The organism is Mesorhizobium sp. M7A.F.Ca.MR.176.00.0.0 (assembly GCF_004023165.1).
Classification (GTDB): domain Bacteria; phylum Pseudomonadota; class Alphaproteobacteria; order Rhizobiales; family Rhizobiaceae; genus Mesorhizobium.
The window spans coordinates 50,572-74,267 of sequence record NZ_RZTC01000014.1; the positions used below are offsets into that span (position 1 = coordinate 50,572).

The 23,696-nt window shown below is 61.2% G+C and carries 13 protein-coding genes and 5 pseudogenes; 4 read left to right on the forward strand and 14 right to left on the reverse strand.

What is annotated here, in order from left to right; translation table 11 throughout:
• Positions 1-4 precede the first annotated feature (4 nt).
• The 13 genes and pseudogenes from trbJ to EOB59_RS07505 all read right to left on the reverse strand — a co-directional run.
• On the reverse strand, positions 5-730 hold the full coding sequence (gene trbJ / locus EOB59_RS07450) for a P-type conjugative transfer protein TrbJ (RefSeq protein ID WP_024502854.1): 726 nt from the start codon (positions 728-730) through the stop codon (positions 5-7).
• Positions 727-3,177 (reverse strand): conjugal transfer protein TrbE, encoded by a 2,451-nt coding sequence (gene trbE, locus EOB59_RS07455; RefSeq protein WP_128288074.1) that lies wholly within the window; start codon positions 3,175-3,177, stop codon positions 727-729. The genes trbJ and trbE overlap by 4 nt, the downstream gene beginning before the upstream one ends.
• The gene (locus EOB59_RS07460; RefSeq protein ID WP_024502852.1) at positions 3,171-3,443 is read right to left on the reverse strand and encodes a VirB3 family type IV secretion system protein; all 273 of its coding nucleotides are present in this window, start codon (positions 3,441-3,443) and stop codon (positions 3,171-3,173) included. The genes trbE and EOB59_RS07460 overlap by 7 nt, the downstream gene beginning before the upstream one ends.
• Positions 3,443-3,751, reverse strand: a complete 309-nt coding sequence (locus EOB59_RS07465) for a TrbC/VirB2 family protein (RefSeq protein ID WP_024502851.1) — start codon at positions 3,749-3,751, stop codon at positions 3,443-3,445. The genes EOB59_RS07460 and EOB59_RS07465 overlap by 1 nt, the downstream gene beginning before the upstream one ends.
• A gap of 12 nt (positions 3,752-3,763) precedes the next feature.
• The gene (trbB, locus tag EOB59_RS07470; RefSeq protein ID WP_024502850.1) at positions 3,764-4,732 is read right to left on the reverse strand and encodes a P-type conjugative transfer ATPase TrbB; all 969 of its coding nucleotides are present in this window, start codon (positions 4,730-4,732) and stop codon (positions 3,764-3,766) included.
• Positions 4,729-5,142, reverse strand: coding sequence for a CopG family transcriptional regulator (locus EOB59_RS07475; protein WP_024502849.1), 414 nt, complete (start codon positions 5,140-5,142; stop codon positions 4,729-4,731). Before EOB59_RS07475 ends, trbB begins: the two co-directional genes overlap by 4 nt.
• A gap of 116 nt (positions 5,143-5,258) precedes the next feature.
• Complete coding sequence (locus EOB59_RS07480; protein WP_024502848.1) at positions 5,259-7,283, reverse strand: conjugal transfer protein TraG; 2,025 nt, start codon at positions 7,281-7,283, stop codon at positions 5,259-5,261.
• Between the two features lie 220 nt (positions 7,284-7,503).
• A complete protein-coding gene (locus EOB59_RS07485) occupies positions 7,504-10,884 on the reverse strand; it encodes a Ulp1 family isopeptidase (protein WP_245486560.1) in 3,381 nt (1,126 codons plus the stop codon).
• A 352-nt stretch (positions 10,885-11,236) separates the two neighbouring features.
• Positions 11,237-11,377, reverse strand: a pseudogene (locus EOB59_RS07490) (transposase); the annotation flags it as partial.
• Positions 11,378-11,842: 465 nt separating this feature from the next.
• Positions 11,843-14,149, reverse strand: a complete 2,307-nt coding sequence (locus EOB59_RS07495; protein ID WP_128288075.1) for a S9 family peptidase — start codon at positions 14,147-14,149, stop codon at positions 11,843-11,845.
• A 660-nt stretch (positions 14,150-14,809) separates the two neighbouring features.
• Positions 14,810-15,040, reverse strand: a pseudogene (locus tag EOB59_RS36045) (IS5/IS1182 family transposase); the annotation flags it as partial.
• 86 nt (positions 15,041-15,126) lie between these two features.
• Positions 15,127-16,172: pseudogene (fni, locus tag EOB59_RS07500) on the reverse strand (type 2 isopentenyl-diphosphate Delta-isomerase).
• 87 nt (positions 16,173-16,259) lie between these two features.
• A pseudogene (locus EOB59_RS07505) lies at positions 16,260-17,151 on the reverse strand (hypothetical protein); the annotation flags it as partial.
• A 903-nt stretch (positions 17,152-18,054) separates the two neighbouring features.
• On the opposite strand from EOB59_RS07505, the gene EOB59_RS07510 reads away from it, so the two are divergent.
• From EOB59_RS07510 to EOB59_RS07525, 4 genes are read left to right on the forward strand one after another with little or no spacing between them, the layout of a single operon-like run.
• Entirely contained in the window at positions 18,055-18,351 is a 297-nt protein-coding gene (locus tag EOB59_RS07510; RefSeq protein ID WP_128288076.1) for a DUF2604 domain-containing protein, read from the forward strand.
• On the forward strand, positions 18,344-18,961 hold the full coding sequence (locus EOB59_RS07515) for a putative metal-binding protein (protein WP_128288077.1): 618 nt from the start codon (positions 18,344-18,346) through the stop codon (positions 18,959-18,961). Before EOB59_RS07510 ends, EOB59_RS07515 begins: the two co-directional genes overlap by 8 nt.
• Positions 18,958-19,446, forward strand: a complete 489-nt coding sequence (locus tag EOB59_RS07520) for a Mov34/MPN/PAD-1 family protein (protein WP_126057777.1) — start codon at positions 18,958-18,960, stop codon at positions 19,444-19,446. Before EOB59_RS07515 ends, EOB59_RS07520 begins: the two co-directional genes overlap by 4 nt.
• 3 nt (positions 19,447-19,449) lie before the next feature.
• The gene (locus EOB59_RS07525) at positions 19,450-21,009 is read left to right on the forward strand and encodes an E2 ligase fold family C protein (RefSeq protein WP_128288078.1); all 1,560 of its coding nucleotides are present in this window, start codon (positions 19,450-19,452) and stop codon (positions 21,007-21,009) included.
• A gap of 206 nt (positions 21,010-21,215) precedes the next feature.
• Here the strand turns inward: EOB59_RS07525 and EOB59_RS07530 are convergent.
• Positions 21,216-23,686, reverse strand: a pseudogene (locus EOB59_RS07530) (S8 family peptidase).
• Between the last annotated feature and the right edge of the window lie 10 nt (positions 23,687-23,696).

A 23,696-nucleotide genomic window follows, 5' to 3' on the forward strand; every position in this document is an offset into this window, starting at 1 on the left:
GTGATTAATTGCCGGGATAAGCCGAGCCGGTACCCAAGAATCGCTTCGTCATCTCGCGGGCGGCTTCGTCTGACTGGGCCTTGCGGGCGGCATCCTCGGCCTCAGCTCGAAACTGCGTTGCGAGCAGCGTCTGGATCTGCATCTGCTGTTTTGTCGAAAGCGCCATCAGCTGGTTGGTGGCCTGGCTTGCCTGAAGCGCACCGGCCGCCCCTTGGCTGCGGTTGACGAGATCGGCGAGCAGATCGCCGTCGGCGCGGACGTTCTCGACGATTTGCGACTGGACACCCATGGTCTGGCGGAACGCCTGCATGGCGGTTTGCCAACGCTCCCGCGCAGCACTCGCCACATCGCTGACTTTGATCGTGGCGTCGTAGCTTTCCGGATATTGGCTGCGCCACTGGTCTTGAAGCTTGCCCAGATCAAAGCTGAGGCCACTCGCCTGGTCCATCAAGCCGTCGATGCGATGGAGCGAACCGGTGAGTTGGCCAACGGAAGAGAAATCCAGACGCTGAAGATTGCGCGCCATGTTCTGCAGCATGGTCGCCTGATTCTGCAGCGACTGGATCTGGTTGTTGATCTGCTCCAATGCGCGCGCGGCCGTCAGCACGTTCTGCGCATAATTGGACGGATCGAACACGATAAGGGCGTAGGCGGGCTGCACATAGTCGGCCATAGGCTTGGCGATCAGGGAAACGGTGATCAGGCCGGAGAGAAGGCGTCGCCGCATCATGAGAATTGCTCCTTGTCTGGTTGAGGGAATTGCTTGAGAAGTTCGCCGGCCCAATCGAGGCCGCGCGCGATCAGGAACTGCGAGGCAAAGCTGCCTTGCCCGTCTTCGGACATGATCCTGTCGATCAGAGTCTGCGTGGCCGGATCGGAAGCACCGCAAAGCGCAAGAGCGATGGGGCCAAGCTCGAGCTCGAACAGACGGTTGCCGCGGCGCGATTGCAGATAATACTGACGCTTCGGCGTGGCGCGGGCGATCAATTCGATCTGCCGCTCGCTTAAACCGAAGCGCTCGTAGGCTGTGCGCGCCTGGGGTTCCACGGCACGATCATTGGGAAGGAAAATGCGCTGCGGGCAGCTTTCGATGATTGCCGGCGCTATGCCAGAGCCCGCGATATCAGCCAGCGACTGCGTAGCGAAGACAACCGACACGTTCTTCTTTCGCAGCACCTTCAGCCATTCGCGGATGCGGGCGGCGAACAGCGGATTGTCGAGATAGACCCACGCCTCGTCGAGCATGATCAGCGTGGGCCGTCCGTCGAACCGTTCCTCAAGTCGCTGGAACAGATAGGTAAGCACTGGCAGCAAAGCGCCTTGGCTGTGCATTAACTCCTCGGTCTCGAAACACTGCACATCCGACAAGGCCAGCCCATCATGATCGGCATCGAGCAGGCGGCCGAAGGGACCATCGAGCGTGTAGGGCATCAATGCGGTCTTCAGCGCATTGGATTGAAGCAGGACCGAAAGACCGGTCAGTGTGCGTTCCTGCGCCGGCGCGGTGGCAAGGCTGGCCAGCGCTGACCAAATAGCCTCCTTCACCTCCGGCGTGACGGTGACGTTCTCGTGGGCAACAAGGCTGGCGATCCATTCGGCCGCCCAGCTTCGGCTAGCCTGGTCGTTGATGCTGCGCAGTGGCTGAAAGGCAAGGGAACCGTCCGCTCCTAGCGCGTGGTGTTCTCCACCCATGGCAAGTGTTGCAGCACGGGCCGAATTGCCTTTGTCGAAGACATAAACCTGGGCGCCGGCGTAGCGCCTGAACTGCAGAGCAATCAGAGCAAGCAGAACCGACTTGCCGGCGCCGGTCGGACCAACAACCAGCATGTGGCCGACATCTTCGACGTGGGTGGAAAGCCGAAACGGTGTCGACCCACTGGTCTCGGCAACGAAAAGCGGTGGCGCTTCGGTTTGGGTGACTTTCGCGAGATGCTCGTTTGTCGCAGGACCGGCCCAAACCGACGACAGCGGCATGAGATGGGCAAGATTCAATGTATGAACGAGCGGTTGGCGAACGTTAGCGTAGACATGGCCAGGCAATGAGCCGAGCCAAGCCTCGACCGCATTGACGCCTTCTCGGATCGTGGTGAAGCCGAGCCCATTGATGATGCGCTCGACCGCGCGAAGCTTCTCTGCAGCGGCTTGGCGATCCTCGCCCCACACCGTCACGGTGGTGGTGAGATAGCCGAAACTCACATGATCACCGCCCAATGCCTGAAGGGCTTCGTCGGCATCGAGCGCCTTGTTGTCGGCATCGCTATCGACAAGCGGGACCGGCTCGTTGGTAATGACCTCGCGTAGGATTGCCACGATCGACTTGCGCTTGGCAAACCACTGCCGGCGCAATCGCGTCAGCGTCTTCGTGGCTTCCGTTTTCTCGAGCGGAATGAAGCGCGTCATCCAGCGATAGGCGAAATCCTGATGATTGAGGGTATCGAGGATTCCGGGCCGGGTGAGGTTCGGAAAGCCGAGGATGGTCAGTGTGCGAAGATGCTGCTCACCAAGCATCGGCTCCAGGCCACCGGTAAGCGGCGCATCGACCAGGATTGCATCCAGATATATCGGCGTTTCCGGGGCCATGATAGGATGGCGACGAGGCGAAATCGTGCCGTGGAGGTAGGTCAACGTCTGAGCATCATCGAGGACGCGTACTTCGGACATGAAACCCGAGAAGAGATCGAGCACGCGGTTGGTCTCGTCACGGAACCTCGCCAGATCCTGGCGCCAGTCTCTTTCTCCTCGGGAATAATGAGAGTCGACGAGCGTGCTTTCTGCGCGCGCCTGGGCGTCCGGCGGTGGCATAAACACCAAGGTCAGATGATAGCGGCTCTCGTAGTGCGCTACCTTCCCCTCGAAAGCAGCGCGGCGTTCTTCGTCGACCAGCCACGACGCGGCGTCAGGAAAATGCGAGTTCGGATAGCCCAGCGCTTCTGTGCGCTCGGCCTCAAAGAACAATGCCCAGCCAGAGCCAAGGCGTCTGAGAGCATTGTTCGCCCGGGCGCAAATGCCGACGAGTTCAGCCTCCGTCGCACTTTCGAGATCCGGGCCGCGGAACCGCAACGTCCGCTGAAAGCTGCCGTCCTTGTTGAGCACGATGCCGGGCGCAACCAAGGCAGCCCAGGGTAGATGGTCGGCAAGCCGGTCGGCTTTGCTTCGATATTCCGAAAGGTTCAGCATGCAAGCCACCCCTTCAGACGTAGGTGGCGCACAAGCACGCTGGCGAAGTCCGGATCGCGTCTTGCGGCAAACACCGCTAACGAGTGGCCTGCGATCCAAAGCACCAGACCAGCAATCCATTGCTGCAAGCCGAAGCCAATGGCCGCGGCCACTGTACCGTTGAGGATCGCCACCGCGCGCGGAGCCCCGCCGAGCAGGATCGGCTCGGTCAGCGCCCGGTGGACCGGTACTGCGAAGCCCTCGATATGCTGCTCCCCGGCGGCCATCAGACGAGCGCCCCACCACCGAAGGAGAAGAAGGAGAGGAAGAAGCTCGATGCCGCGAAGGCGATCGACAGACCGAAGACGATCTGAATCAGGCGCCGAAAACCACCGGCGGTGTCGCCGAAGGCAAGCGTCAGGCCGGTGGTGATAATGATGATGACCGCAACGATCTTGGCGACCGGTCCCTGGACGGACTCCAGGATCTGCTGCAGCGGCTGCTCCCACGGCATGCCTGAGCCGGCGGCATAAACCGGGGCCGTGATAAGAAACGCGAGCGCTGTGGACGAAAGAAAGCGAAGCTTCTTGCGCATGAGGAAGGCCTTTCAAAGCTGCTGGAGTTGCGAAAGCGTGAGCGGGGCAACGGCGTAATCGCCGCTGCCGTCGAGACCGGTGACCTCGGCGATTGCGTCGATGTGGCGCGACGAGCCGCGTCCCGCTATGAAGACGATCAGATCTATCGCCTCAGCGATGAGCCGGCGGGGAACGGTGACCACGGCTTCCTGGGCGAGTTGCTCAATGCGATAGAGAGCCGAGCGCGCGGAATTGGCGTGTACGGTAGCGATGCCGCCTGGGTGCCCGGTGTTCCATGCCTTCAGCATGTCGAGCGCTTCCGCGCCCCTCACCTCGCCCACGATGATGCGGTCCGGCCTGAGCCTCAGCGTCGAGCGCACGAGATCGGCAAGGGTGACCGAGCCCCGCCTTGTTCTCAGGGCAACGCAGTCCCTGGCCGCGCACTGCAGTTCGCGTGTGTCCTCGATCAGGATCACCCGATCGTCGCATTCGGCGACTTCAGCCAGCAGAGCGTTGGCGAGTGTTGTCTTCCCCGAGGAAGTGCCGCCGGCGATCAGCATGTTGCGCCGCTCGCGGACGGCCTTTTTCAGCGCATCGGCCTGCAGCGGCAGCATGATGCGTTCGGCAACATAGTCGGCCAGGGTGTAGACTTTCGCGGCGGGCTTGCGGATGGCAAAACATGGCGCCAACACCACAGGTGGCAGCAGGCCTTCGAAGCGTTCGCCAGACGGCAATTCGGCACTGACGATCGGGTTGTCGGCGTGCGCCTCGGCGCGCACGTGCGAAGCAACCAGGCGGATGATACGTTCTGCCTCGGACGGGTGCATGTGAACGTCGGTATCGACCCGACCTTCGCCTAACCGGTCGAGTCGCAGCGCGCCGTCGGGATTGACCATCACCTCGATGACGGACGGATCGGCCAGGGCTTCGGTGATTGCCGGACCCATGGCGGTGCGCAGCATGACACGCCGCCGGTGGTCGGCCTCGGGATGAGAGCTCATCCTTCCCCTCCCCCACCATTGTCTTTGCTAAGCGACTTTTTGCCGGAAGCGATCTGGCGGCCGACCTTCTCAACGAATTTCTCGAAACGCTCTTGGGCAATAGCCTGCGTTGATCGATCCGGGACCGGCGTGTGGGCGTGAAGGGTGATCGAAAAGCGGATGAAGAGCGCCAGGCTCTCCAGGATCACCTCGGAATCGCGCCTGACGTGGGCAAGATCGCGGGAGAGCCGGTCAAGCCTTACGCCGTAGCGCCGATCGAACTCGCTCTCGCCACGCCGCTCGATGAACGCCTCGATCGCCTTCGCCACGATCGCTGATTTGGTCGTTGACGGATCGCGACTGAGGTTGTCCAGTTTCTCGCTGAGCTCCGGCTCAAGCAGAAACTGATGGCGAATGCGGTGCGGCTTCATGCGGCTCGTTCCGACGGCCCGGCGTTGCGCCGGCGACGGGAGAAGCATCGGCCAGACGCTCAAAATTGCTTATGGCCGTTATCTACGCTGAGGTGCGCTCTGCAACTCAGCGGACTTCAGAAGCCGGGAATGACATCGTCGCCCCTGCCCTCGTTGATACCGTAGGCGCGGGCCGCAGTGGAAATCCGATCCATGACACGCTTGTCCGCGAGCGCTTCGCTGTCATCGTCTGCGGGCTTGTACAGATCGGCCTGATCGGGCTCTTGAGAGACAACAACGTCTTCTTCGGGCAGGCTTGGATGGCGTTGCTGCTGAACGCCTCCCTCGTCTTCAACTGGCGCGTCGGCGCTTTCCTCGTCCGCAGCAAGTCGGCTATCGACGCTGCACACTTGTCCAGTCCAGCCGTCCGGGCGTGATGCAGGGCAGTCCGCATAGGGTCCGTCGTGCAGCACCGGCGCAGGCAGCACCCGATCTGTGAAATTCTGATCCTGATAATAGCGCAGCTTCTTGGCGCGGATCGGCGGCAACCCAGAAACCAGGACCAATTCGTCTGACGGCGGCAATTGCATCACCTCGCCTGGCGTCAGGAGCGGGCGCGCGGTTTCCTGGCGGCTCACCATGACATGTGAAAGCCAGGGCGCAAGCCGATGGCCCGCATAGTTGCGCATCGACCTAAGTTCGGTTGCGGTGCCGAGGGCATCCGAGATGCGCTTGGCCGTGCGTTCGTCATTGGAGGAAAAGGCAATTCGCACGTGGCAATTGTCGAGAATAGCATTGTTCTCGCCATAGGCCTTTGAAACCTGGTTCAAAGATTGTGCGATCAGATAGGAGCGAATGCCATAACCTGCCATGAAGGCGAGCGCCGTTTCGAAGAAGTCGAGGCGACCGAGCGCCGGAAACTCGTCCAGCATCATGAGCAGCTGATGCTTACGGCTCTTCTTCGGGTCCCCCTCCAGACGCTCCGTCAACCGCCTGCCGATCTGGTTCAAGATCAGTCGCACCAAAGGCTTGGTGCGCGAGATATCCGAAGGCGGCACGACCAGATAGAGCGACAGCGGTCGCTCTCCATCCACTAGGTCAGCGATGCGCCAGTCGCAGGACGAAGTGGCCGCCGCGACCGTTGGATCACGATAAAGCCCGAGAAAGGACATGGCGGTCGAGAGGACGCCTGAGCGCTCGTTTTCCGACTTGTTCAGGAGTTCGCGGGCCGCCGAGGCCACTACGGGATGGACCTGAGGGTTATGCCCCGTCCCGAGATGGTTTGTCGTCATCATCCGCCGTAGCGTTGCGGCAAACGAGCGTTGCGGGTCCGACAGGAAGGTGGCGACGCGGGCAAGCGTCTTGTCCTCTTCAGCGTAGAGCACGTGCAAAATGGCGCCAACTAGAAGTGAATGGCTGGTCTTCTCCCAGTGGTTCCGTCGCTCCAGCGCGCCCTCGGGATCGACGAGGATGTCGGCGATGTTTTGAACGTCCCGGATCTCATCTGGGCCTTTGCGCACCTCCAGCAGCGGGTTGTAGCGTGCCGATCTCGGGTCGGTCGGATTGAACAGAAGGCAGTACGAGAATTTCGACCGCCAGCCGGAGGTCAACTGCCAATTTTCGCCTTTTATATCATGAATGATGGCAGACCCGGTCCAGGAAAGTAGCGTTGGAACAACCAGCCCCACGCCCTTGCCCGAACGCGTCGGCGCAAATGCCATGACGTGCTCCGGGCCGTCATGGCGCAGATAGCGATCGTTCAGCCTACCGAGGAAAACGCCCGCCGGCCGTAACAACCCTGCCGTCTCGACCTCATGAGTCGTGGCCCACCGTGAAGACCCATAGGTCGTAACCGACCCGCGCTGTCGCGCGCGCAAAAGCGAGCCTGCGATTGCGGCGGCACAGCCCAGGAATCCGCTGGCGCCTGCAAGCGTACCGGCTTTGTCGAAGACCTCCGGCGCATAAGCATCGAAGTGGAACCACCATTCAAACAGCTTCCACGGCTTGTAGATTGGCCAGCCGGCGAAGAGAAACCATGGTGCGCCGAGAGGCGTCTGGTAGGTCAGCATTTGAGCGCACCATTGGGTTGCCGTCCATACGCCGATAATGACAATTGCGCACACAACGGCGATCTGCCCGATCAGTAGCTTCGTAGGTGTCATCGGCTTGACCCGCTGAACAACGCGACCTAGCATCGCGCGGCGCAGCCGGGACAGGAATGTTCCTCACATACGATTTGGGAGCAATGAACGACTTCCTACGTATGCAGGTCGGTCAGCACGCGTGTTGCGCCTTCACGCGACACCATCCTCTCCATTCACCCTGAGGCCCGGCGCCGACGACAGTTGCGTGATCGCTCCTCCGCAAAGTTATCTTCTGCGTTCAGGGAGCCAGGGGCGCCTGGGCTGGCTGATGAACACCGTCCGCTCGCGCATGTGGGGTCGAATTGATTTGTGCCCAAGTGGAGGCAGGCTCATTTAACAGTTGCCGCAGTTCCCCTGGCTCGAACGCCATCATCGGTGGGGAAGCGGGTTCATCCTCCAACAGTTGCCGCAGTTCCTCTGGCTCGAACGCCATCATCGATGGGGAAGCGGGTTCATCCTCCAACAGCTGCCGCAGTTCCCCTGGCTCGAACGCCATCATTGGTGGGGAGGCAGGCTCGTCCTCCAACAGTTGCCGCAGTTCCCCTGGCTCGAACGCCATCATTGGTGGGGAGGCAGGCTCGTCTTCCAACAGTTGCCGCAGTTCCCCTGGCTCGAATGCCATCATCGGTGGGGAGGCGGGTTCATCCTCCAGCAGCTGCCGCGGCTCTTCCTCGTGCGGCAAGCGCCTCCTTAGCCTGTCTTGCAGCGCCTGCCGATCGGCAACGAGGTTGTCGAGGGGCAGCGGCTCGTGGTCTGGCCGCTGCCCTTTCACCAATCGTTCAACCAGCGCCCACGTGCCCTCCAGGACAAATACGCCGCAATCATAATGGTTCGTCTGTCTGGCCATGGGGGCTGGCGCCAAGGTAGCATTCAGCAGTCCTGCGAGCTGTTTTGCAGGCACGTCGTTATATCCCTCTCGCTGGAGGGAGTCGTAGTGATAGGCGAACCGCCTTTCGGGGTCGCGGCGATCAACGAGCAGCAGCGACCAATGGGTGCCGGGGCTAGTAGCCGTGCCATTATTCACTGGCAAGAACAGGAAGTCGGCTGTGGCGTTGTTTTGATTATAGATGGACTGCAATATGCCTCGAGCGTCTTGCGGCGACGTGTGTCGCAGTAGATGGGATACGGAAGGATCCACCAGCCGAGTCCGGGCAGCGAGCGCCGGATTGATCCCCTGCAGTTGCCCCTCCAGCAAATTGTAATCTCTCTGGATATGGGCGTCGCTCAGCCATTCGGCGGCGCCGAGCACCCGCCCCGTTGCAACGTTGGACGGGGCTGTCGGATCGAGCGCCCCGATCTGAGCCCCAGAGGAACTGGTCGTCAGTGTGGTCACATCAACCAGTGGAAGGCCGCGGTAGGTGCCTGGCAGCTTAGCGGTTGCTGGCGAGGCGGGTTGGGGAGCTCTTGCCGGTGCCGCTGGCCCAGCTTCAGCAGCGGCCCCAACGCGCCTGGTGACTGCGTCTGCCGGATGAGCACCAAGGACAGTTTCGCGCCCGAGCACAATGCGCGGCAGGATATCCCGGAGGTGAGCCAATGCAGAACCGATCCTTAGCCTATTACCATAGGAGACAGCCTTGAAGCTCTCAACATCTTTATCCAGCGATTTGTCGTGAATCCGAGCCGCAATCCCAGGCTTGTTATTTTGACGCAGGTACTGGCTAAAATGTCTAAGAAAAGTTGTATAGCCGCCCACGGTATCTGGATTTCGTCCGGTCGCAGGCGCTGCCAGGTACTCCTTGGTCGAAGCGGCTCTGTAATCTCTAATGAGCTCGGCATCGTCAGGATAGGGGATCACGACAGGGCGACCCATAATCGGGGCTCCGCCTGTCGACTTCTTGAGGTAACGCAGTGCGCCAGCCACGGTGGAGGAACCACCCGTACTCTCGTACTCCTTGAGATCCTGATCCAGCGACGAATGGTAAAGCCGAGCAGCAAACCCTGGCTTGTTGTTTTGAAGGAGCCACCGACTAAAGCCGAAAAGAGAATTTACATTGTAAGTGACCGTGTTCGCGCTGGCCTTACCCGCGTGGAATGCTGCCCTCAGCCCTTCGACAGCGGTCGCATCGTTGGAATAGACAGGACGCTTGTCGGAACCGTTGGGGACTACAATTGGACGATCCGGCTGCACTGTCGAGGGCATCGACCCACCACCTCCGGGATGCGGTGCTGGGGTGGATTCGTGCTCATCCCTCTGCCTGACGAGCTGCGCCTCACATTCCGGTGTAGCCACCTTATGAGGATCCTGCATCGGTTCGATCCCCTCCATCTCCTGCTGCAACCAAGCCAAAGCTTGGCGAGCGGCGGCTTCATCAACCGCGGAGGATGTCTCCACACCTCTGGCGGACGCCGGCAGAGCCTGCTCCGCCCGCCGTCGAAAGAGCTCTGGCGAGGCGGATTTCTCCGCCCACAATCTGGGCTGCGTAGCGATTCCCCGTCCAGATTTATGTGGCACCGCCTCGCTTGGCAGCGGGCTGCTCCTGTCCCGTGCAGCTACCAGCCCCTCCGGGGCGACCTGGTCGCCGTGGCGCCAGTTCAAGTGAGGGACGGCCTCTCCAAAGTCGGGTGCTTGGTGTTGGTGCGCGGTTGGGGCGAGAGACAATGGTAGATCGGTGCCTTCCTTATAACCTACCGGCAGGAGCTCCTCTGGCCAATCGAATCCCTGCTGTGGTGCGGTATGCTGAGCAGCGTCGCCACGGGGACGAGCCTCCATGCTGACCGCGTTTTCCAGATGACTCCCGAGTATAACGCGCGGCGGGTGCTTGCGGAGATAAACCAGTGCAGATTCGATCGGAGCTCCACGATTAGAGGAGGCGGCCTTGTAGCTCTCAACATCTTTATCCAGCGATTCATCGTAAATCCGGCCCGCAATCCCGAGCTTGTCATTTTGACGTAGGTAATGACTGAAATGGTTAAGAGCAGTTGCGTAGCCGCTCGCGGATCTGAAATGTCTAGTGAGCGCGGCGTCGTCAGGATGGGGGTTCAGGACAGCGCGACCCACAATCGGGGCGGCTCCGCCTATCGACTTCATCAGTTGACGCAGTGCGCCAGCCACGGTGGAGGAACCACCCCTACTCTCGTACTCCTCGAGATCCTGGCTCAGCGACGGATGGTAAAGCCGAGCAGCAAACCCTGGCTTTTTATTTTGAAAGAGCCAACGACTAAAGCCGAAAAGAGAATTTGCGCTGCGAGTGACCGTGTCCGGCCTGGCTTTACCCGCAAGGAGTGCAGACTTCAGCCCTTCGATGGCGGTGGCATCGTTGGAATAAACAGGACGCTTGTCGGCACCGTCGGGGGCCACAATTGGACGATCCGGCTGCACTGTCGAGGGCATCGACCCATCGAGATGCGGCGCTGGGGTGTTTTCGTGCTCATCCCCCTGCATCGCGAGCTGCGCCTCCCGTTCCGATGTACCCACCTGATGGGCAGGGAGTTGCATCATCACGCGAGCGCCTGAGTCACCAACCTGACATGGTTGCCGCTCAGTGACAGCATGCTGCAGATTGCTTTGGATCCTCTGCCTCTTCGTTGGTCTCAACTCACCTTTGCCATGCGAGCCATTGACGAGGACATCCTCGCCTGGTGCACTCATCAACTCATCCGCCGCCTGCAATTCGCCCAAGTGCTGCTCAAAACCGGCTTGGCCGGCCTGTCCGCTTGCTCGTGCGGTACGGCGTGCTGCACCTGCAGCCAAGCTGCTACGATGAATGTCCAGTTTGTACGGGTGCACGCTATCCTCACTTCCACAGATCACATGAGCAACCTACTCAGGCAAGCTTTCGAAAGGCTGACGAGGTCCGCCGCCGCGGAAGGCGAAGGCTGGTTTTCTGCTCAGCGGTTGACGGCCTAGCGTGTTGCGGCCGCGCCGGGTATCACGCCAATCAATCTGAATAGTCGATGCGTCAAACGGACCAGGATAGGATTTTCGTAGCGGGGCTGCTCTACTCACTCTTGTCCTGAGGGCAGAATTCAACCATATCGCCGAAGCGGGCCTTCCAGTTGTAGATCGAGGCGTCGCTGACCCCGTGCTTGCGGCACAGATCGGCAACCGATACCCCGGCCTCATGTTCCTTCAAAATTCCGATGATCTGCTCTTCAGAGAAGCTGCGTTTCATGTCCTGGTCCTCTCGATGGGCCCGAACGAACTTCAAACCGGATTAGATCAGAGGGGCAAGGTCATGGCAGCTCCAGACCGACGGGCTGCCACCCACAGCGGCGATGACCGACGAGGGTCTTCTATTGCCAAGGCAATCGTCCGTTCGGGGACCTATGTGTTCCAATGCTCGTCGAGCGGATCGGGTGGGCCGCACCGCCGTAGCGTTACGGCGAGCGGAAGCGGCGTTGGGTGCGGCTTTTCCCCTGAACGCTTCACACCAGGCTGATAGGGGATCTTGCAATCGCACACACGCGGTCTGCAGGCGTGCCTATCAAGCAGTTTGCTCAGACCAACGTCGCGGCGAGCCGATCCTCAATACGCAGCGCAAGTCCTAGACTCCACGATCGTCCTTCGGTGCAGATTTGCTCGCGCCTCGCCCTGATTACAGCCGATAAGGCGAGCTAACAATTGCAAGAGCCACAAGCTATTCCAGCTCGATCGGTTTGGTGTTCCAGTCGGGCGGGGTCTGACCGAGAATGTTGCGAACGAAGAAGTCTAGGAGTTTGCGCTCGGTGTAGGTGCCTAGAGTATGGTGATTGGCACCAGGAACGTAGACCATGTCAAAATCTTTTCCTGCCTTGATGAGTCGATCGGCAAGCTGGAACGAGCAAAACGGATCGACATTATCATCCATTTCGCCGACCGCGATCATCAGCTTGCCCTGCAGCCTGTGAGCATTGTCAACGGCGGAGGATTGCGAATATTCAATGCCGACCGGCCACCCCATCCACAGTTCGTTCCACCAGGTCTTGTCTATCCTGTTGTCGAAGCAGCCGTTTTTGGCGACGGCGACCTTGTAGAAATCGGGGTGAAAGAGCAGCGCGCTGACTGCACTCTGGCCGCCGGCGGATGCGCCAAAAATGCCGACGTTGGATATGTCGTACCATGGATATTGCGCGGCCGCCGCCTTGTGCCACAGAATGCGATCGGGAAATCCTGCGTCCTTCAGATTCTTCCAAGCAACATCATGGAAGGCGCGGGAGCGGTTGTTGGTGCCCATGCCGTCGATCTGAGCAACGACGAAGCCCAGCTGCGTGAGCGGCTCTGTCCACCGCGAGAAGGATTTTGGGACGAAGGAGCCGTGGGGTCCAGCATAGATATTCTCCACAACCGGGTATTTCTTCGTCGGGTCGAAGTTGGCTGGCAGGTGGAGCACGCCCCAGATGTCAGTTTTGCCGTCGCGCCCCTTGGAATGGAAACTGAGCGGCGGCTGCCAGCCTGCGGCGACGAGCTCGGAAATGTCGGCCGTCTCGATCTGCTGGAGCTTGGCATTGTCGCTGGCGCGGTAGAGTGCCATGCGCGGGGGCAGATCGATGCGTGACCAGAGATCGACATAATAGCGCCTGTCAGGCGAGAACTCGATATGGTGGTTGGCCGGTTCGGGCGTCAGTGCAGTCAGTCCCTTGCCGTCAAAGCCGATGCGGTAAGCATGGACCCAATAGGGGTCCTCCTGCGAGTTCATCCCGCTCGCCTCGAACCAGATCTGACGCTTGACCGGATCGACATGGTTGACCCTCCGGACGACCCACTCACCTCGGGTGATCTGGTTTTCGAGCGCGCCTGTCCGGCCGTTGAAAAGATACAAATGCTCATACCCGTCGCGCTCTGATGCCCAGATGATCTCCTTCCCGTCATCGACATCGTAACGGAAGATTTTTCCGGCATCCTCCTGGCCATGCCCCAGCGGCAAATAATCAACGAATGTCTCGCTGGTCTCATCGATCAGGGAGCGCCCGCGGCCCGAGGCGGCGTCTACCTCGACCAGGCGATAGAGCTGATGCCCGCGCTGGTTATATTCGAAAGTGAAGCCGCGGCTGTCCGCCCACCACCGGATAGGGGAAAGTTCGAAGACGTTCGAGAAGAGGGCACCGTCAATCACGATCTGGCGCCGGCCGGCAATGTCGAACAGGACTGGCTGGGGCAGCGGAAGGACATCGCCCGGCCTGGGATAGAATTTTGTTGAATATCCCCGCTCCAACTGGTCCGTCGAAGAATTGAGGTAGCGGACCTCTCGCCTATAGCCGGGGCGAACAAGGTAAGCGGCGAGGTGGCGCGAGTCCGGCGACCAGCTCAGCGTCGAAAAGACGTAGCAATTGCCTTCGGCTCCGTCCCGGCTCAGAGGAACATCCTGCAATCCGTCCTCGCTGCGCAGGAAAACGTTGCAGTTCTTGATATAGGCGATCCATTTGCCGTCGGGCGACGCGTTGCTCTTGTCGGGGTTGTTCTCCGCTGGCGGCGTGTAGCGGTGGCTGAGCTCCCTACGGTCCCCTTTCCTTGCATCGAATGTGGTGCTGGTACAGTCATAGCTTGCAAGGTCGCAGCTCCACCGGGTGTCTTCAATCTGGAAGTCGAGCCTGCGACCATCCTCACTCAGTTCGAAACGGTCGAACGGAAGATTGCCGGCTTGATAGCTCTCATGGCTCACCTTGTTTAGCGCTGCCGCCAGACGCGCCTGATCGAAAGCGGGCCGCTTGAAACCCGTGGCAGCATCGACCTGCATGAACTGCTGCTCGCCGTGGCTAGTCCGGCGGTAGACGAAGGCTTCACCCCCGGTCAGCCAGAAAGGCATTTTGGGGACATTGACAGTGAGCCCGCCATATCGATCGTTGATCGTAAGTGCGCGCTTGAAATCGGCCGGCGCTAGCGTCGGGTGTAAACTTTTCGAACCCTTGGCCAGCGTCTGAGTTGCCGATCGCCATGCCGCGCGCGTCAAAGCGCCGATCCTGGACATACCTGTTCACTTCTTTCGGTTTTCGGGAATTTTGAAGTTGGGATCTCGTCGCTGGTCTGCAGCAGCGCCGAGCGTCGCCTTGGAGGAGAGCCAGCACGCGGGTGCAGCCAGGCACGCGCAACAGGGGCGCTCCTTGGACATCCAGGCACTGGTTCGGGTGCCGATTGAAGAGTTGGCGTCCGCCGCCGAAACAACCAGGAAAGAGCGTCCATGCAGCCCTGACGCGACTATTTCCCCGCGAGTATGGCCGCTTGCTTTTCTGCATCATCTGAAAGGTCCTGCTCTAGTCGGACCGGATGTCACCCCGGCAGAAATCATTGTGCTATTTCGACAATCTCCGAGCGATTGCCGCCGGCCCATGACGAGGTTTACCGATAGGGCGCAATATGCGTGCCAAAGGAAAAGCGGTTTAAATACACGGCAATCCGCCTATGTCGCATCCCCAACATCGTCGCACACCGGACAATGCCGGACGAAATTGTCCCGGGGCGTCAAATTGGTTTGATGGTGACCCAAGGAGTTCTGGCTTTATCTGAGGCGTTCGGCCTTTTTCGAAAGCCGGACTCTTCGCGCGTTTCCACGGCCCGAAGCGCCTGATCAAAGCTGACGGCATTCCCGGGTCTTGGCCTTGCCACAGCAGCACCTGCTGCATCAATTCCGACGGACGCTGTAGAACACCTGCAACACACGGCCCGCAGCAATTTCTCCGGCGCAACGCTGGGGCGACCGCCTTTGGCACTGCAGGCGTACATGCCGGAAAGGATGCCGTCTAGCCGCACCAGCGCTCCATTGATCATCAGCCGGTGCGGGTCCAGGATGACCGGCTGGAACGAAATCTTCCAACCGCTTCATCGTGAACAGCTGCTCCATGAACACATCGCTCCCGTTAATCGAGCCGTCTCGCCAGGGGGATCAATAGTCTCTCTTTGGCGTAGGTATTTCAGCAGCCTGCTGTTAGCGTGCGGACGACGCCGACATCAACCGGCGGACAAATGCGACGAGGGCAACAAGCGCACTGACGCAACGCCGCCAGATCAGCCGAGCCGGTGCAGAAGCAGGCGACGGCCAACTGGCGGATGACGATCTCGAAATGCGCGACAACGGCCTCGGTGGACACTGTCGCCGCGCCCAGCACGCTGGCCGCCTGCCCGGCGATGTCCGCGCCAAGGCGGATGGCCTTGGCCACGTCGACGCCATCGCGGATCCCGCCCGACGCGATCAGCTTCACCGTTGGCAGCGCCCGACGCACCGCCTGCACGCTGGTCAGGGTGGGAATCCCCCAATCGGCGAATGACATCGCCACTGCACGGTCGGCGGCATTGCGGGCGCGCTCGCCCTCCACTGCGGCCCAACTGGTGCCGCCGGCGCCGGCGACATCGATTACCGCCACGCCCGCCTCGACGAGCGCACAGGCCATCGAGGCGGAAAGGCCCGCCCCCACTTCCTTGGCCACGATCGGCACGCCCACGATGCGCGCGACGCCAGCGATCAGCGCCAGGACGCCGCGCCAGTCGCGGTCGCCCTCCGGCTGTACCGCTTCCTGCAGCGGATTGAGATGGACGATGAGCCCATCGGCCTCCAGCGCGTCCACCGCGCGACGCGCCAGGTCCAGGCCGTCGGCCTCCCGCAGTTGCGCGGCGCCGATGTTGGCCAGCAAGGGAATGTCTGGCGCCAGGCGGCGCAGCGCGCGCGTTAGCCCCTGGGAGTTGCGGGATTGCAGGCTCACACGCTGCGAACCGCACATGGCGATCTCCAAGGCTTGCGCTGCCTCGCTCAAATGCCGGTTGATGGCCTCGGCCCGTGGCATGCCGCCGGCCATAGAGCTGATCAGCAGCGGCGCGCGCATAGCCTTGCCCAGCAGCGAGGCGCGCAGGTCGATCTGCGTCAGGTCCAACTCGGGCAGTGCGCAGTGTTCGAAATGGATGTACTCCCAGCCAGCGGCCACCGTGGCGGGCGCCCTTCGCCGATCCAGCACGATGTCCAGATGTTCGTCCTTTCGCCGGCTCAGGGCGGTGTCGCTCATGCTCGCTCCATCCGTAGCAGCGGGCGACGGCGTTGCGTCGGATCGAACCGACGGCAGCGCGCCCAGCCGCCGCCTCCGGCGCGTCCAGGCCGACGCACGCTGGCCTCCCCCTGCAGCGTCGCTGCGGTAGCGGCTGGTCGAAGTCTGGTAGTACTGCGCGGATCGCCGCCATCGCCTCGATCAACGGTCCCCACGGCGCGGGAAAGCATTCTTCCGCCATCACCCGGTGCAGCATGCGCGTATGGGCGGCCAACTCGTCGTTGAGGAACTCAACCACAGGCATAGCCGGATAGCGCTGCAGAAGCAGGATCGCCGCGTTATCGCCGGCCGACCTGTCCTTGTCGCGTCCATGCAGATCGTTCTGCAGGCGCCCTATCACTGAGATGAGCCGCAGGACCTGGCGAAACGCTGGACGCGCGCGCAAGGTCGCCATGTCCAGCCCCCACAGCAGCGACAGGCAACAGAACACGTTCCCGTAAGCGATCGAATCGATGCCGTTGTGCAGGTACTCGGCGTAAGACCAGCGTCGCGCCCCTGCCGCCTGCGCGTGTCCGGCGCGCAGCGCCGCGCAGTAGCACCGGGTATAGTCGAGAAGCCGAGCATCGTCGTGACGATCGTAAGCGAGCGCAGCCAGCGAAGCGCGCAGCTGAGCGCAGCCCTCGAATCCGGAGAGCACGCACAGTACGCCGTGCCCCAGCGCCTGCTCCACGGCGGCGAGCTGCTCCGGCGCGATCAGGCCAACGTCGTTGCAATCGTCTAGCCAGAACAGCAGCGCCAGTTCGCGATAGAACGCCACGATCAGCGTTTCGTCCTGCGTATCGCGGCCGGTGCGGGCGCTGGTGTCGCGCAGGCTCGGGTGAATGCGTTGCAGGATATACTGGCCGCCCCTTACCGCTTCCTCAGCATGCTCATCCTCGAAACCGGTCAGGGTACGCCCCCACTCAAGCACCTGCTGCAGCGCGCGTTCGGTCTGGATCATGGCGCCGCCCCTGCTCCCTCGGCTACGACGCGCCGCCCCCAACGAAGCGCCAGCCACAACCCGGCGAGACCGCATCTCCGCGCCATAACGGCGATCGCGAAGTTATCGATCAGATTGCCAGTTGCTGATGCAAGCTCTTGTGAGCGGCCGTTTGGAGCCGGCCCGCAGCCTCGCCGGCAGTATCGAGCAATCCGCTTGCGCCGGCTCGCCATAGCAGGCGAGGACGGCAAGGTCGCCGGCGGCAAACGCACGCGAGCACATTGCAAGCGACATCCGCGAACGCGGCGCCGACTGGTCAGCCTCCGCCTCGGTGCCCGCATATGTCCGCGAGTCGAGCAGCGCCTTCGCCACGAAATGAGCAGAACGCCTTACGAGCATCGACCGCCGGCTGCTGCGCATGCGCGATGATGAGGCATGGTCTCGCAGCGGACCCGTTCCGACAGATGCTGCACCAGGGACGAGGCGGCCTTATCCAACAAGGCACCACTTGCGCTGTTTGTGGAGACGAGCGTCGGCTGCATCCATGCGGCTGCTTGAGTGGTGAAGACTCTGAACGACGGTTCCTACGGCGCTGCCGGCGCAATCGGCTGCTTGGGGGACGCGTGACGCAGTCAAAGCTCCCCTTGCCAAGCACGGAGCAGGCGAGTGAGAGAGCAGATGAATAGGCGTGTCGCCAATATTTTCGAATTGCTCTAATCGATTATAGTTGTGAGGAGCAATTTGAGACCATTTACTTGCGGCTCAAGTCACCCATAAAAGAAGGCAAGCACCGATTCGGTAGTTTATCCCCTGTCTTTCGCGTACTCGCGGCCGTGGCGCCGGGTGAACGATTGAAGACCGCCGGTCTCACTCGCAGGTGGGCGCCAGGGCGTGGGGCGGTTGGCAAGCCACAGGAGTAGGACAATGTCGAAGGATTCGGGTAAGGTCGATAATCACGGCGGCGGACCGGGCAAGATCGAGATCACGGTGGTGGTGAACGGCCAGCCCACGCAGGTCGAAGCCAATCCCAACCAGCCGCTTCACGTCATTCGTACCAAAGCCCTTGAGAACACGCAGAATGTCGCCCAACCAGCCGAGAATTGGGAATTCAAGGATGAGGCCGGCAACTTGCTCGATGTCGACAAGAAGCTTGGCGACTTCGGTTTCCCGAATACTGTGACCCTGTTCCTCAGCCTGAAGGCGGGCGTCGCAGGTGCCTAAACCCCAAAGTGTGGATCCGGAGGTCTCCCGAGCGAAGTTTGATCGGGAGATCGGCCGGTTCCGGCGATATGCTGATGTCTATCGGGCTCAGGGCTGCTTCTTGATCGAGGCGACCTTTCCGCGCGCTTTCTTCATTTTCGCAAGCCTCAAGTTAAAACCACGGGTGATCAGCGCAGCGAGCGAGGTCGACTTCACCGACTACGACTTAAGACCACCGTCCGTGGTCTTCGTCGATCCGTTTACGCGTCATCCGATTGCCCGGAAAGATCTATACCTGAAAATGCTTAGACGTCCGCCGCTGCCCGGAACGCCGCCGGAGATGATAGGAGCTCTCATCCAGCAGAACGCCGTGCCGCTGACGGACTTCATCCAGGCCAACAGTCCCGAGGACGAACCATTCCTGTGCATGGCGGGCGTCCGGGAATACCACGACAATCCAGCCCATTCAGGTGATCCATGGCTGCTTCATCGGGGTTCTGGCGAAGGCTGTTTGGCCTTCATCCTGGACAAGATCATCAAGTACGGAATCGTTCCTATAGAGCAGTTGCAGATTCAACTCCAACCGACAATCGTAGGAATGGTGGTATCCCCTCAGGCGATACAAGAATGACTGGTTTGAGAGATGTAACGATCGTGACTCTCCCGCGCGGCTGCATCTCGACCACGCATGGGCATCTGCGCTCAGTTGGTCGCGAAGGCAATGAGGGGATGGCGCTCTGGGTCGGCGTTCAGCAAGACCGGCACTTTGCCGTAACAGAGACGGTTATCCCGGCGCAGCGTCACATTCGGACAAACGATGGCGTTTGCGTGATCGTTGCGGCCGAAGAACTGCACCGGCTCAATGTCTGGCTCTACAAAAGCGGCCTGAAACTCTTGGCCCAGATTCACAGCCATCCGGGCCGCGCCTACCATTCGACGACGGACGACGCTTATGCGGTTGCTACCACGGTTGGGTGTCTGTCGCTGGTCGTGCCGAATTTCGCCCGCGAGCCTTTCGATTTTGCTCGGGTCGCCGCCTATCGGCTTGACGAAAAGGCCAAATGGAATGCGCTCCCTCCCGCGGCACTGTCGCGAATGATCATGATATCGAGTTGAACAATGGCATTCGCTAACTTCATCGATCGCGCCGCCACGGCGGCATCTCAGGTCCTGGCCGATTTTCATCTGGGAGACTTCAAAGCAGCTCTTGAAAAGCAGGTCGTGGCAGTCGCCTTCGACCATCAGGCCGCTTCCTGCGCCGAAGGCCAGGCGACACTAGATCTTGCGGTGAGATTGCTCGCTAGGCTCTACCCGGTTCTGGCGATAATCCCGCTGGACAGCGCGGCGAGCTCTCAAGCCCAAGCGCTGGAGCGCTTGGCAAAGTCGATCAATCCAAAAGTCGGCATCCGGCGTTCCGGCAAGTCTGCCACCGTCTGCGTCGTTGCAGGGGTAACGCGCCCATCACTCCGGTGCCCGATCTTTTTCGTGGGATCGGACGGTTGGGCGGCAAAGCTGTCGCGTACGGACCCGGTGGGCTCTGGCCCAAGTCTGCTGCCTTATGGAGCTGGCGCCGCCAGTTGCTTCGGCGCCGCCAACGTCTTTCGAACTATCTTCGCTGCCCAGTTGACCGGCGCCGAGTTGGACGAAACCATCGACCTCTCGCTATGCAGCTACGACAAGACCAAAGCCGGGGAGCCTGGCCCGATCGACTTCCCAGTCGACCTTGGCGAAACCCACCTCGTTGGGCTCGGTGCGGTAGGCCATGGCTCGCTTTGGGCGCTAGCGAGACAACCCGATCTCAAGGGTCGTCTGCATGTAATCGATCACGAAGCGATCGAACTCTCAAACCTGCAGCGCTACGCATTGGCTGGCCAGGCCGAGATTGGTATGTCCAAAGCGGTTCTTGCAGCCACCGCCCTTAGATCGACTGCCCTTGAGGTCGAGGCGCACCCTCTGACGTGGGCAGAATATGTTGCGCGCCGGGGCAATTGGGTCTTCGACCAAGTGGGTGTGGCGCTTGACACCGCCGCCGACCGTCTGGCTGTCCAAGGTGCACTGCCGCGATGGATCGCAAACGCTTGGACGCAGGAGCACGATCTCGGTATCTCCCGGCATGGTTTCGATGACGGCCAGGCTTGCCTTTGTTGCATGTACCTGCCATCCGGAAAATCCAAGGACGAGCACCAGCTGATTGCCGAGGAACTCGGAATACCGGAAGCACACGAGCAGGTGAAAACGCTCCTGCAGACCAATGCCGGAGTTCCCAACGACTTTGTAGTTCGCGTGGCTACAGCGATGGCTGTGCCGTTTGAACCGCTAGCCCCGTTTGTTGGCCAGCCCCTGCGCTCCTTTTATCAGCAGGCTATCTGCGGCGGTCTGGTGTTCCAGCTTAGCGAAGGAAGTCGCCGCGTTCGAACTGTGGTTCCGATGGCCTTTCAGTCGGTGCTTGCCGGGATTATGCTTGCCGCGGATTTGGTCAAACATAGTGCGGGGTTTCCCATGAGCCCGACGACGAGCACTCGGGTGAATCTTCTGCGCCCCCTTGGCTCTCACTTGCACGATCCGAAGGCCAAGGACTCCAGCGGCCGCTGCATCTGTAGCGACGACGATTTCATTGCCGCTTACAGGCGCAAATACGGCGAGCGCGTTGATCAGGTAAGCGATGTCTCGGCCGCCTAAGCAGACGCGCACCTCTCTGTAGACGCAGGGGGCGCGGCTTGTGGGCGTGACCATGGGCGCCATTATGACACGCTTGGCCCGCTCCTTTGGCGGCCTATCGTCCTCCGCGCATGATCCCTGTTGCCGACGTGATGATCCAGCACCAGCCGCCATGGCACCAGAGGCTGGTCAAACCTCCGTTGTTGGCCGGTTTGGACAGTGCTGCATCAGGTCTCGACCGACGTCTCGACAGTCAGGGCTGCTTCGACGGGTGTGAAGATGTCAACATCGACCCCAGGCGCCCGAATCGTCACAATCAGGGCGTACCGAGCCAGAGCGTCGACGCGTTCCAGGTAAGGCTTCTCCTTCCACCAGCCCCCGACCGGGAACACGCCGATCGCGTCACGCTCGGCGAGATCGGCGGCGCTGCCCGACCAGAAATCGGCGTGCAACGAGCCGCGATCGCGGAAGGTGGGAAGGTGCCGAGCAGCCACTCTTCTCCGCCTCCAGCAGGCGCCCCTTCCTCCTCGTCCCGAGCGGCCTGATTGATGCGGGCTCGGAATTCGTCGACTGTCTCGGTCGCTGACTTTACTCTGAACCGAAGACCATGGGACGCGTAACGATGCCGGCGGGTCCATCCGCGTTCACCGGGGTTGGGTTCGATGAAATAGGACAGCGTGACGCGGAGCTCGACCTGGGCAGCGCCGAGCGCCGCGAGCTGCTCCTTCGGCCAAGGCAGGCGATGCAGCTTCATGTCACGCGTTTTGGCAGCCGCGCCGCCCTCGCGCTGGAAAGGCTGAAGCTCATCTTCAACGATAAGCGTGAGGTCGTTCACCGTTGACAGAAGCGCGCGCCCAAGATCTGGCACGCCGTAAAGCCGCACGAGCGCCTGGATCTCGCCCTTCGCTCCGTTGCACGCATCGATGCGTGCGCGCATCGCCGGAGTCCATTCGGCCGAGTGGACGATCAGGGCGCGAACCGTTTCAGGCCACAGCTCGGGGCGCGCTGATAGAATCAGTCCCGCCATCCGTGCGGCATGGGCCGTTGCCGCGCTCGTATCTCCGAGGGTGGTGAAGTGGCGCAGTTCGGGTCGATAGAAAGTGGTCAATATCTGCAGATCGTCGATCGGCTCGCCAGGCAACACACCGTCATGGGCGAGATTGCCGCCTTCGAAGACGACCTCGGGCTTCACCGGCCACTGCCTGTCCCAAACGACCGAAGTGCGACTGCGCGGCGAGAGCTCGCCGACCGGCGCGATCGGAGCGTAGCCCGCAAAGTCGGTGTCAATGATATCGACCTTTTCTGTGAAAGCGCCGACCGTCAGCGCATTCCAGGCCTGAGAAGGATCATCGACTGCTTCCAGATCGTTGCGCGTCAAATGCTCGGCCGGCATGAGGTCATCGCCGATGTTGCCGGCAGAGAGAACGATCAAGCGTCGCTGCTCCTCTTCGAAACAGAGTTGGTCGATAGCGGCAGACCACGATGTGGGCCTTCCACGCGCCGGACTGGCGCTTGTCACAGCCATTGCGATCGCGCGGCGGCGCTCCGGCGCCTGCACCTCGGCGCGGGCGATCGCTTCCGCGGTGATCGCGCCATAGAGTTCTGGATCGTTTGCCTCGTCTTCTGGCGGAAGGATACGGACACTCTCCAGCCGAAAGGGCAATGGAACTGGATCGCCTCCGACCAGGAGCGGGACCAGATCACCGTACAGGCCGACACCTGCCATTCGCGTCCCGTGGCCGCTCCACGCAGGTGTGTCGTCGCTGCCCCATGCCGGTTTGACGGTGTGCCAGTCTTCAACGGCAAGTGCGGGTTCGATCAACGGGTGGGTGCGACGTACGCCGCTGTCGAGAATGCAGACCGCAATATCGGATTGAGGCGGTCTGACGCGCCCGAGAAGCTCGTCGCTCCAGTCCCTTTGCTCCGCGCCACCAAGGCCCATGAAGAAGGACGGCGTATCCTTCGCGCGCCGCAGCTCGGCGACGACATCGCTGTGCGCAATCATGCGGTCGAGCATTGCCGTGCTGGCGAGTGCCAGCATGACCACCCGCTCCGGAAACCTGACCGCATGCGTGCGCAAAGTGATGTTCAGGGCTTCGGCAATGTGCTCGAAGTTCTCGCGGCGACCGTCGCGCAGCCAGACTTCCCACCACACCTGCTCGTCAGCGGCCTGGGGGAAGAGGTCGTCGTGGTCGGTAAACAACGATCGTGCAGTCGCCAGCCTGACTGTCTCCATGCGGGAGACGAGCGGCTCGTTGCGCGGTCTGCCGCGGTCAGTGTCAACGTCTCGATACGCCTCGACTTTCCGCAAATAATAGGCTTGCGCGCTTTGCGGCAGGAACACCGACGCTGTGATGGGAGCACCGGGTTGAGTTGGCTCATGGACGGCGACCAGCTCCATGTGCTGGCGACGATCGGCCAACTGGTCGAGGGCCGCCCGTCCGGACATGGGCAGATCGATCTCGAGGTAAAAGCCAGGCGTGCCGACCGACAGCTGGGGGTCACGCGCCGCAATCTGCTGGCGTGCACTTTCGACCGCTTGTTCGATGGATTGCGTCAAGGCCGCAGCATGCGACGCCCGATCACGCGCCGGCAGCGGCGGTGCATGTATAAGTTGGTTGGGCCGCCGATAGGCTTCCCGAATGCCGTTGTTGCGAAGGTGGATATGGGCGCGGTCGCGCGGAAAATCGTCTGCCATTATGATCTGT

Excerpts from the sequence above, each read along its gene's own strand:
- trbE (WP_128288074.1), bottom strand. The coding sequence starts at position 3,177 with ATGCTGAACCTTTCGGAATATCGAAGCAAAGCCGACCGGCTTGCCGAC.
- EOB59_RS07520 (WP_126057777.1), top strand. The coding sequence starts at position 18,958 with ATGACTGGTTTGAGAGATGTAACGATCGTGACTCTCCCGCGCGGCTGC.
- EOB59_RS07475 (WP_024502849.1), bottom strand. The coding sequence starts at position 5,142 with ATGAAGCCGCACCGCATTCGCCATCAGTTTCTGCTTGAGCCGGAGCTC.
- trbJ (WP_024502854.1), bottom strand. The coding sequence starts at position 730 with ATGATGCGGCGACGCCTTCTCTCCGGCCTGATCACCGTTTCCCTGATC.
- EOB59_RS07480 (WP_024502848.1), bottom strand. The coding sequence starts at position 7,283 with ATGACACCTACGAAGCTACTGATCGGGCAGATCGCCGTTGTGTGCGCA.
- EOB59_RS07510 (WP_128288076.1), top strand. The coding sequence starts at position 18,055 with ATGTCGAAGGATTCGGGTAAGGTCGATAATCACGGCGGCGGACCGGGC.
- EOB59_RS07495 (WP_128288075.1), bottom strand. The coding sequence starts at position 14,149 with ATGTCCAGGATCGGCGCTTTGACGCGCGCGGCATGGCGATCGGCAACT.
- EOB59_RS07465 (WP_024502851.1), bottom strand. The coding sequence starts at position 3,751 with ATGCGCAAGAAGCTTCGCTTTCTTTCGTCCACAGCGCTCGCGTTTCTT.
- EOB59_RS07460 (WP_024502852.1), bottom strand. The coding sequence starts at position 3,443 with ATGGCCGCCGGGGAGCAGCATATCGAGGGCTTCGCAGTACCGGTCCAC.
- EOB59_RS07525 (WP_128288078.1), top strand. The coding sequence starts at position 19,450 with ATGGCATTCGCTAACTTCATCGATCGCGCCGCCACGGCGGCATCTCAG.
- trbB (WP_024502850.1), bottom strand. The coding sequence starts at position 4,732 with ATGAGCTCTCATCCCGAGGCCGACCACCGGCGGCGTGTCATGCTGCGC.